This window comes from Bradyrhizobium sp. INPA03-11B, assembly GCF_040446015.1.
GTDB classification, from domain to species: Bacteria; Pseudomonadota; Alphaproteobacteria; order Rhizobiales; family Xanthobacteraceae; genus Bradyrhizobium; species Bradyrhizobium macuxiense_A.
The window spans coordinates 1-10,023 of sequence record NZ_JASGSR010000196.1; the positions used below are offsets into that span (position 1 = coordinate 1).

Annotated in this window: 9 protein-coding genes; 3 read left to right on the forward strand and 6 right to left on the reverse strand. The window is 65.5% G+C overall.

The window, feature by feature from the left end:
- Positions 1 to 3,020, reverse strand: a 3,020-nt coding sequence (locus tag QMZ05_RS39045) for an indolepyruvate ferredoxin oxidoreductase family protein (RefSeq protein ID WP_353705602.1), incomplete at its 3' end; no start/stop codon positions are given.
- 157 nt (positions 3,021 to 3,177) lie between these two features.
- Between QMZ05_RS39045 and QMZ05_RS39050 the strand changes: the two genes are divergently transcribed.
- Positions 3,178 to 3,633 (forward strand): Lrp/AsnC family transcriptional regulator, encoded by a 456-nt coding sequence (locus QMZ05_RS39050; RefSeq protein WP_353705603.1) that lies wholly within the window; start codon positions 3,178 to 3,180, stop codon positions 3,631 to 3,633.
- A gap of 173 nt (positions 3,634 to 3,806) precedes the next feature.
- Here the strand turns inward: QMZ05_RS39050 and QMZ05_RS39055 are convergent, their stop codons facing one another.
- Positions 3,807 to 4,322, reverse strand: a complete 516-nt coding sequence (locus QMZ05_RS39055) for a hypothetical protein (RefSeq protein WP_353705604.1) — start codon at positions 4,320 to 4,322, stop codon at positions 3,807 to 3,809.
- Between the two features lie 63 nt (positions 4,323 to 4,385).
- The gene (locus tag QMZ05_RS39060) at positions 4,386 to 4,694 is read right to left on the reverse strand and encodes a hypothetical protein (protein ID WP_353705605.1); all 309 of its coding nucleotides are present in this window, start codon (positions 4,692 to 4,694) and stop codon (positions 4,386 to 4,388) included.
- A gap of 234 nt (positions 4,695 to 4,928) precedes the next feature.
- On the opposite strand from QMZ05_RS39060, the gene QMZ05_RS39065 reads away from it, so the two are divergent.
- A complete protein-coding gene (locus QMZ05_RS39065) occupies positions 4,929 to 5,849 on the forward strand; it encodes a LysR family transcriptional regulator (RefSeq protein WP_353705606.1) in 921 nt (306 codons plus the stop codon).
- 207 nt (positions 5,850 to 6,056) lie between these two features.
- Here QMZ05_RS39065 and QMZ05_RS39070 read toward each other — a convergent pair whose 3' ends face one another.
- The 3 genes from QMZ05_RS39070 to QMZ05_RS39080 are packed head-to-tail and all read right to left on the reverse strand — an operon-like array spanning position 6,057 to position 9,311.
- Positions 6,057 to 6,854: a fumarylacetoacetate hydrolase family protein gene (locus tag QMZ05_RS39070; protein WP_353705607.1), complete on the reverse strand. Its 798-nt coding sequence runs from the start codon at positions 6,852 to 6,854 to the stop codon at positions 6,057 to 6,059.
- A gap of 12 nt (positions 6,855 to 6,866) precedes the next feature.
- Positions 6,867 to 8,231: an LLM class flavin-dependent oxidoreductase gene (locus QMZ05_RS39075; protein WP_353705608.1), complete on the reverse strand. Its 1,365-nt coding sequence runs from the start codon at positions 8,229 to 8,231 to the stop codon at positions 6,867 to 6,869.
- Between the two features lie 27 nt (positions 8,232 to 8,258).
- Positions 8,259 to 9,311 carry an Ldh family oxidoreductase gene (locus QMZ05_RS39080; protein ID WP_279708217.1) on the reverse strand — a complete coding sequence of 351 codons (1,053 nt, stop codon included), beginning with the start codon at positions 9,309 to 9,311 and terminating at the stop codon, positions 8,259 to 8,261.
- Positions 9,312 to 9,712: 401 nt separating this feature from the next.
- Here QMZ05_RS39080 and QMZ05_RS39085 point away from each other — a divergent pair.
- On the forward strand, positions 9,713 to 10,023 hold a 311-nt coding region (locus tag QMZ05_RS39085; RefSeq protein ID WP_353705609.1), incomplete at its 3' end, for a hypothetical protein.

The following is a 10,023-nucleotide window of genomic DNA, read 5'->3' on the forward strand; positions in this document are numbered from 1 at the left end:
GAATCGTATCGTGGAGAGAGCCCCCACCCGCAACGCATCTGACGATGCGTTACGGCCTCCCCCGCAAGCGGGAGAGGGGGCGCACCGTCTTCGCGGTCACTGCCGAGCGCGGCCTCGGCGCGGCGGACGCGATCGACTGTGGCGCGGTAGCGCGCGGCGTAGGCCGCGTCCTGATAGTCGGTGAGGAAATCGGCGCGGCGCGCGACCATCTGCTCCAGCGTCTCAGGCGTGCTGACGACAGCATGCTCAGCCTTCGGCAGAAAATCCGGATCGGCACAGGCGAGCCGGCCCCAGGCCAGCGCTTGCTTGTTTCGCTCGACGGCGACGCCGTTCAATTCGATCGCGCGGGTCAACGCGTCGAGTGATACTGGAACCAGGCCCTGCTGCCAGGCAAAGCCGAGCATCATGATGTTGGCAAAGACGCTGTCGCCGAGCAGCCGCTCGGCCAGCGCATTGGCGTCGATGGTGGTGAGGTTGCCCGACCCGATCACCCGCTCGATGGCGCGCAGGCGAACCGGCGAGGCGAGATCGGCATCGCGGAAGCGTACCACGTCGCCGGTCGGCATCTCGGCGATGTTGACCGCGGCGCGCATGCCCTTGCGGTAGGTGCCGGATGCTTTGGCCGACGAGCTCACCACGAGATCGCAACCGATCAGCGCGTCGGCCGCGCCCTGGTCGATCCGCACCTGGTGCAGCGCCGCGGGATCCGCCGCGAGCCGCAGATAGCTCAGCACTGGGCCGAATTTCTGTGCGAAGCCGGTGAAGTCGAGCACCGAAACGCCGCGGCCCTCGAGATGCGCGGCCATCGCGATCAGCGCGCCGACCGTGATGACGCCGGTGCCGCCGACGCCGGTGACGAGCAGATCATAAGGCTTGCTGAGTGTCGTGAACTCCGGCGCCGGCAGCGCGGCGGCGCGTGCCATCGGATCGATCGCGCTTGCGCTCTTCGCCCGCCGCTTGCCGCCCTCGATGGTGACAAAGCTCGGGCAGAAGCCGTTGAGGCAGGAGAAATCCTTGTTGCAGGTCGAGAGGTTGATCTTGCGCTTGCGGCCGAACGGCGTCTCCTTCGGCTCGACGCTGAGGCAATTGGATTCCACCGAGCAGTCGCCGCAACCCTCGCAGACGAGGTCGTTGATATAGGCAAAGCGCGCGGGATCCTTGATCGTGCCGCGTTTGCGCCGCCGCCGTTTCTCAGTGGCGCAGGTCTGCTGATAGATCAGCACGGTCACGCCGATGATTTCGCGCAGCTCGCGCTGCACGGCGTCCATCTCCTCGCGCGCGTGAATGGTGACGCCGACGGGCAAATCCGCGGGCGAGAAACGCGCGGGATCATCCGACACCAGCGCGATCCGCGACACGCCTTCGGCGCGCACGCTGTGGGCGATCGCGTACACACTGACCGGGCCGTCGACCGGCTGGCCGCCGGTCATCGCCACCGCGTCGTTGAACAGGATCTTGTAGGTGATGTTGGCCTTCGCCGCGATCGCCTGCCGGATCGCCATCGAGCCGGAGTGATAATAAGTGCCTTCGCCGAGATTCTGGAACACATGGCTGTTGCCGGTGAATTTCGATGAGGCCGCCCAGTTGACGCCTTCGCCGCCCATCTGGATCAACGACGAAGTCTCGCGGTCCATCCAGCTCGCCATGAAGTGGCAGCCGATGCCGGCCAGCGCCTTGGAGCCCTCGGGCACTTTCGTCGAGGTGTTGTGCGGGCAGCCGGAGCAGAAATACGGCGTGCGCGTCGCGCCCGGCACCGCGATGCTCCGATCCGGCTCCGGCACCAGCGCCGCGACGCGGCGCGCGAGCCGCAATTCGGGAAACATCGGATCAAGCCGCCGCGCCAGCACGTCGGCGAGCATCCGCGGCGACAATTCGCCGGTCCAGGAGATCAGCCGTGCGCCTCGCTCGTCATGCTTGCCGACCATCCGCTCCGGCTTGGCGCCGGGATAGTCGTAGAAATATTCCTTGAACTGGCTTTCGATGATGCCGCGCTTCTCCTCGACCACCAGGATCTCGCGCTTGCCCGTCACGAACTCCATCGCATCGTGCAGCGCTAAGGGCCACACCATGCCGACCTTGTAGATGTCGATGCCGTGGCGGCGGCACGCGGCCTCATCGAGCCCGACGAGGCGCAGCGCCTCCATCAGATCGAGATGCGCCTTGCCCGTGGTGACGATGCCGTAGGTCGCATCCTTGATGCCGTAGATGCGACGGTCGATCGGATTGGCTTTTGCAAAGGCGTAGACGGCGTGCTTCTTCGCTTCCAGCCGCTCCTCGATCTGTGGGCCCGGCAGATCAGGCCAGCGATAATGCAGGCCGCCCGGCGGCGGCACGAAATCCGGCTGTATGAAACGGCGCGGTGCGGGCAGCTCGACCGAGGCGCCGGACTCCACGATCTCCGAGATCGCCTTGAAGCCGACCCACATGCCGGAGAACCGGCTCAGCGCATAGCCATATTCGCCGAACGCGAGATATTCGCCGACATCGGCCGGATGCAGCGTCGGCATGAACCAGCTCATGAAGGCGACGTCGGACTGGTGCGGCATCGAGGACGACACGCAGCCATGATCGTCGCCGGCGACCACAAGCACGCCGCCGTGCGGCGAGGAGCCATAGGCATTGCCATGCTTCAGCGCATCGCCGGAGCGATCGACGCCGGGGCCCTTGCCGTACCACAGCCCGAACACGCCATCGACCTCGCGATCCCCTTGCGTCTCGACCTGCTGCGAACCGAGCACGGCTGTCGCCGCAAGGTCCTCATTGACCGCAGGCAGGAATTCGATGCGGCTGTCTTTCAGCAGCTCGCCGATTTTCCACAGTTCGAGATCGACGCCGCCGAGCGGCGAGCCGCGATAGCCGGAGATGAAGCCCGCGGTGTTGAGGCCGCTCGCGCGGTCGCGCCTGATCTGGTCGAGCGCGATGCGCACGATCGCCTGCGTGCCGGTGAGGAAGACGCGGCCGCGTTCCCTGCTGTAGCGCTCGGACAGCTGGTAGGCGTCGAGCAGCGGCATCTGGCCCATGAGTGACCCTTCCGGGAATCGAAATGTCTGATTGGACAAGGCTATGCCTGTGGGCCTGGTAGGTCTTACCTATGTATTCTTCGTGCACCCCTGGATTCGGTGGAAGGTTGCTGAAATGGATCATATTTGGTAAAGTCTACCAAATCGGAGCCTCGACATGGTCGAAGAGCAAGACGAACGAATTCTCGCCGAACTGCAAAAGGACGGCCGCGCCACCAACCAGCAACTTGCCGAGACTGTCGGGATGTCGACCTCGGCATGCTGGCGCCGGGTTCGTGCGCTGGAAGAGTCCGGCGTTATTTCAGGCTATTCGGCGCTGGTGGCGCGCGAGCGCGCCGGCTTTGCGACCTCGGCGATCCTGCACGTCTCGCTGGAGCGGCACGACGTCAAGTTCGTCGACGAGTTCGTCGCGCGGGTGATGCAGCGCCGCGAGGTGCTGGAATGCTTCGCAACCACAGGCGATGCCGACTATCATCTGCGCGTCGTCGTGCGCGACATGGACGCCTACAACAAATTCCTCGACGAGTTCATGTTCCGCATCCCCGGCATCCGCCACGTCCGCACCAACGTGATCCTGAAAGAGATCAAGACCGGCGTGGCGCTGCCGTTTTGATCGCACGCGACATCATGGCGGTGATGGAGCCGCGCGCTGCGCTCCGAGCCCCGTCACCCTGAGGAGGCCGCGAAGCGGCCGTCTCGAAGGGCGAACGGCCACCAGCCGGGCCGCGCATCCTTCGAGGCTCGCTCCGCTCGCACCTCAGGATGACGGTCGAGGTGGTCCCGATCCTACGCATCTACGGCCTCCGCCGATTTGGCCCGCATCAGCAGCATGAATATCATCACGTGGCTGACCAGCAGCAGCGGCACATACAGCGCCGGAATATAGATGCCGGCGCCGAACAGGCCGGGATCCGCGTTCTTGGTCGCGCCCATGTAGTAGGCGTTGAGCAGATCCAGCGTGCCCCAGATGTTGAACAGCCAGACGATTGGAAGGGCGATCGGCCAGCGCCACGACAGCGCCGCCATCGCGAGCAGCGCGAGAGCAGCGGCGGTCAGATCGCCCCAGCCGACCGCGCCGGCAAACACCGGGTTCACCTGCGGCGACACGAACCCGGTGACCAGGAAGTTCATCCCGAGAAACCGGAAGGCATGGAAAGCTGCGAGCAGCCGCAGCGCCTCATGCCGCGGCATCGCGCGGAGCGCCGGCCAGACATAGGTCACGGCCACCACGGCACTCGTCAGAAATGCTCCGGCGACGCTGAGCAGGAACGGAATGTTGAGACTGATCGGCACGGCCGGCATCCTCCATTTGTCGATGCGGTAGCGAGGCCGAACCCGTCGACCGGGTTCGACCTCGGCTTGCATTCAGGGCTTGGCGACCAGCAGGCGGAGCGGCAGCAGCGGGCCGATCGCGATGTAGTCGTGGTCCATGATGTCAAGCTTGGACAATGGCAGGCCTTCCATGATCGTGTGCGCCTCGGCGGTGTCCCTGGCGTCGAGCAGGAAGACGACGCCGCGCCCGTCGGACCGCGAATACCATTCGCGCACCTTGCCATTGAGATAGAGCTGCACGGTCTGCCGGATTTCATCCGGCATCACGGCCATCACCTGTTCGCGGGTGACGCCCGCCTTGACGGTCAGGATGACGATCACGCCGGTGGTTATCGTTGGCATGGCTTGAGCTTGTCCTTGAGCTTGGGCTTGGGCAGGGGAGGGAGCGGTCATGGTGGTGGCGCCTGTCAAAGTGAGGGTGAGGGCGAGGATTGTGTGACGGATCGTTTTCATCGGTCGCAGGTCTCCGTTCACGACTGAAGTCGTGATGTCGCGTCGATCAGCGCGCGTCGCGCTGTCGCTTCCGATCTAAGGCGGCTTTCCGTGGAGGACTATTCGCGATAATGTTGACGGGCCATGAAGCAGAACTTCACAGTCCGGCAAGGGGCGCTCGACGGCGTGGAGGCGTTCCTCAGCGTCGCCCAGCACCGCAGCTTTCGCCGCGCGGCGACCGAGCTCGCGGTGACGCCGTCGGCGATCAGCCAGGCGGTGCGCGCGCTCGAGGCGCGCCTTGGCGCCGTGCTCTTCATCCGCACCACCCGCAGCGTCGGCCTCACCGAAGCCGGCGAACGATTCCTGGCGCGCGCGCGGCCGGCGTTCGAGGAGCTGGTCGCCGCGAGCGGGGCCGCGCGCGCGCTCGGGCAGAAGCCGGCCGGGCTGCTGCGTCTCACCGTGCCGCGCTCGGTGGTGCCGATCCTGCTGGAGCCGCTGATCGCCTCATTCTGCAAGGCCTATCCCGAGATCGAGGTCGAGCTCGCCGCCAGCGAGGAACTGGTCGACCTCGCCGCCGGCGGTTTCGATGCCGGCATCCGGATGGGCCAGTTCATCAACCCCGACATGGTGGCGGTTCGCCTGACCAAGCCGTTTCCCTTCGCTATCGTCGGCAGCCCGGACTATCTGGCGCGCCGCGGCCGGCCGAAGCGTCCGGACGATTTGCGCGATCACGCCTGCCTGCGGTTGCGGCGCTCGAACGGCGGGCTTGCGCCATGGTCGCTGAACGACAACGGCCGCTCGATCGAGCTTGCCGTGTCCGGATCCTTCATCGGCCATGATTTCCCGACCCTGGTCGGCGCGGCGCTCGAAGGTGTCGGACTGGCGCAAGTGCCCGCGCCGCTCGTCACCGGCGCCGTGAAGGAGAAGAAGCTCGTTCGCGTGCTGGAGTCCTTCGCGCCGACGACGCCGGGCGTGTTTCTCTACTATCCCGGCCACCGCCAGATCATGCCGAAGCTGCGCGCCTTCATCGATCACGTGAAGAGCCGGCCGGGGGCTGTGCGGTAGCTCGAATGTAGGATGGGGTTCGCTCCCTTCACCCTCCCCTGGAGGGGGAGGGTCGTATCGCATTGCGCGAAGCGCGATGCGATACGGGGTGGGGTGACGGTCTATCCGCCAAGAACACTGCCCGAGTTGAGAGATCACCCCACCCCGGCTCACATTCGCTGCGCTCATGCGAGCCGACCCTCCCCCTCCAGGGGAGGGTGGAGGACCTCACACCTTCTCCTTCACGAACCTGTTGCGCAATGTCCCGATGCCGGTGATGTCGATCTCGACCACGTCGCCGTCCCTGAGATCAGGCGATGCGCCGTCGGTGCCCATCCAGATCACGTCGCCGGGCGACAGCGTGAAGTATTTCGAAAGCTCGACCAGGAACGGGACGATGCCGAAGATCATCTCGTTGGTGCGGAAGCGGCCGGTCTCCTTGCCGTTGACGCGGATCGCGGTTTCCATGCGGTCGAGATCGACGTCGGTCTCGATCCACGGGCCCATCGGCTTGAACGTGTCGGCGTTCTTGGATCGCCAGAGGCCGCGATCGGCCTTCTGCCAGCTGCGCTCTGAGACATCGTTGCCGATGGTGTAACCGAACACGCAGTCCATCGCATTGGCTTCGGTCAGGTGTTTTGCCTTTTTGCCGATCACGACGACGAGCTCGCCCTCGTAATGGATCTTCTCGGTCGCGCTTGCCGGGATCACGACATCCTCGTCATGCGCGATCAGCGCGTTCTGCGCGCGATAGCCGATCTCGGGACGATCGGGGACGTTCGGCACCGTGCCGGCCTTGTCGGCGGCCTCCTTGAGATGCTTCAAATAGTTCAGCCCAACGCAGTAGAAGGTGCGCGGGACTAGCGGCAGCTCGATCTTGACGTCCTTCAAGGCGTGGGTCTTCGACGTCTTGCTCCATTCGCCGAACGGATCGCCGTTGACGGTCGTGACCGTGTCGCCCTCGACGAGACCCCAAGAAGTAGTGCTTGCGGTATTGCCCGCGGCGGTGAATTTCAGCCAGCGCATGATGATATCCCTCTATTCCGCGGCCTGCGCGCGGGTCTTCCAGGCGCCGGCGGCCGGGCGCTTCAGCCCGAGATTTTCCCGCAGCGTCGTGCCAGCATAGTCCTTGTGGAACAGGCCGCGCTTCTGCAGCTCCGGCACCACGTGGTTGACGAAGTCGGCATAGGAGCCCGGCACATAGCTCGCCGCGACGACGAAGCCGTCGCAGCCGCGGCCGACGAACATTTCCTCCAGCCGGTCGGCGATCTCCTTCGGGCCGCCGACCATCGCGTCCTGCACCTGGCCGCGGCCGGAGAAGGTGATGAAGTCGCGGGTCGAGGGATTGCTCTTGCCGGAGGTGCGCAGCACGCCGTCGCGGATGCCGAGCATGCCTTGCATGCCCTGCAGCTCCTCGGTGGTCAGCGGCTCGTCGATCCCCTTGGCGCCGAAATCGAAGTTGAGGCCTTCAGCGAGCAGCGACAGCGCGTCGATCTCGAGCGGCAGTTTTTGGATCACCGCCATCCGGTCCTCGGCCTCAGCCTTGGTCGCGCCGGTGACCGGCGTGATCAGGTTGCAGAGGAACATCTGATCGGGATCGCGGCCGGCCTTGGCGGCTTCGCCGCGGATCGCGTCATAGCCCTGCTTGGCATTGGCAAGGTTGCGCGCCGCGGTGAAGATCACCTCGCCCCAGCGCCCGGCAAAGCGCTGGCCGCGGCCGGACGCGCCGGCCTGGATCACGACGGGGTGGCCCTGCGCCGAGCGCGGCACCGTGAACGGGCCACGCGAGGTGAAGAACTGGCCCTTGTGGTCGAGCCGCTTCACCTTGGTCGGATCGGCGAAGCGGCCGGACTTCTTGTCGATCACCAGCGAGCCGTCTTCCCAGGCGTCCCAGTGGCCGAGCACCACCTCCATGAACTCGTCGGCACGGTCGTAGCGGAGATCGTGCTCGAGATGCTGCTCGCGGCCCATGTTGAGTGCTTCGCCGTCATTGACCGACGTCACCACGTTCCAGGCGGCGCGGCCGTTGGTCATCAGGTCGAGCGTGGCAAAGCGGCGGGCGACGTCGAACGGCTCGAAATAGGTGGTGGAGGCGGTCGAGGCGAGGCCGAGCCTGGTCGTGACCATGCCCATCGTGGTCAGCACCACGATCGGGTCCATCTTCACGCAGCGGATGCCGTATTCGACGGTGTGGGCGTGATCGTTGCCGTAGCGGTCGGGCATTGCCAGGCGATCGTCGAAGAACGCCATGTGGAATTTGCCGCGCTCCAGGATGCGCGCGATCTCCTGGTAGTAATCCGCGGACATCGAATCGTCGCGCGACTCCGGGTGGCGCCAGGAGCTCGGCAAGTTGGTGCAGTTCTGCGCCTGCAAAAAGCCAACCAGCGCCATTTGCCGTGTCATGTCGTTCTCCTGTGCTCGGGCGATGTATCAGCGAAGGTCGAGCTGGTCGGTGAGCTTGTAGTCGGCGGCGAGCGCCTTCAGCTTGTCCCAGGTCGCATCCTCGATCTCGATACCGTTCTTGCGCCGCTCGACTTCGCGCAGATGTTCGATCTCGCCGGGATAGAACACGCCGCGGCTGCCTTCCGAGGGCGGCGTCGATTTCAGATAGCGGGCGAAGTCGGCGACTTCGCGTCTGAAATCCTTGAGCGGGCGGAATGCGGCGACGTTGAAGACAGCCATGAAGCAGCCGTCGTTGTGACGGCCGGTCGGCTCGACGCCGAAACCGAGGCCGGTCAACAGGCCGCACAGCACCTCGACCATCGCGGCAAGGCCGCTTCCCTTGTAGCCTTCGCTGCCGCCGAGCGGCAGCAGCGCGCCGCCCTTGCGATAATCCCTGGGGTCGGTGGTGTCGCGCCCCTCGGCATCGATGATCCAGCCCTTCGGGATGCTCTCGCCGCGCGCCACCGCGAGCTGGATCTTGCCGGCCGCAACCGCCGAGGTCGCCATGTCCAGATAGAACGGCGCCTCGAGATCGGACGGCACCGCGATCGACAGCGGGTTGGTGCCGAGCCGCGCCTCGCGGCCGCCGAACGGGGCGACATGCTTCGGCGAACGGCCGGAATCCGCGGCCGCGATCCCGATCATGCCCTCGCGCATGGCCATCATCGGATAATGCGCGAGGCGCCCGACATGGCTCTGCCGGAACACGGTGCAGGCCGCGACATTGGCGGTCTTCGCCTTGTTGATGGTCATCTCCATCGCCTTGGCGTTGACGTGGAAGCCGAAGCCCCAATGACCGTCGATCACGGTCGTGGTCGGCGTCTCCTGCACGACGGTCCATTTCGCGCCGGGCACGATATGGCCGGCCTTGATCCGGTCGATGTAGGTCGGGATCGCGATCACGCCGTGGGAGTCGTGGCCGGCGAGGTTGGCGTTGACGCAGCCGGACGCGACGGCGCTCGCCTCCTCCTCCGATGCGCCGGCGCCCTTCAGGAGCGCCGCGCCGATGCGCGTGAGACGGTCGGCCTGGACGATCGGCATGGGATTTCCTCGCGGTCGGCCCGCGTGATGCGCGGGTCTTGCTTGCTGTTGTCGGCGTCATGCTCTCAAAGCGCCGAGGTGCGAGCAAGGGCAGAAAATCCGGTCCGCCATACCGCAAGCAGGGTGCTCGCGGCTAAGATTTCACCGAGTGGAACGGGTGCGGTCGCGATGCGGAATTTGGCGGCTCGGACGGCCCAGGCAGGCCCGGGATCCGGGCCCCGCAAGCCTCCGCCTCAGGCTGACACACCGGCGTCCGTAATATCCCGGAAAACGGCCGTCCGCGTTCGTCAGCCGTTTACTTTGTCGTGCAACTTGCCGGATACGCTAACCACCACTTAGGCCTATCGCGGGCAATCTTCCGCCCCAGATTGAAGGGGGTGGCCCCGGGGCCTTCAGGAATCGTGCAGTCGAGCATCGGACGTACATTCGCGGCGTTGAATGCCACCAACGAAGCGATCCTGTACGCGAAATCACCAGAAGAACTGTACGGAAAGGTCTGCGAAGCCGCGTTCTCGAGCGGGAGCTTCCTGGCCACGACTGTCTTTTTGCTGGAGCCGGATACCGGTCTGCTGACATTCGCAGCCGGTTGCGGCGACGATGTCGCGCGCCTGCGCAGCATCAGGATCTCGGCGATCCAGGCCGTGCGAAAAGTCGGCCCGGCGCGGGGAGTATTGAGTGACCAAGCGCGCGGCTCAGGCTGCGGATGGCCGGA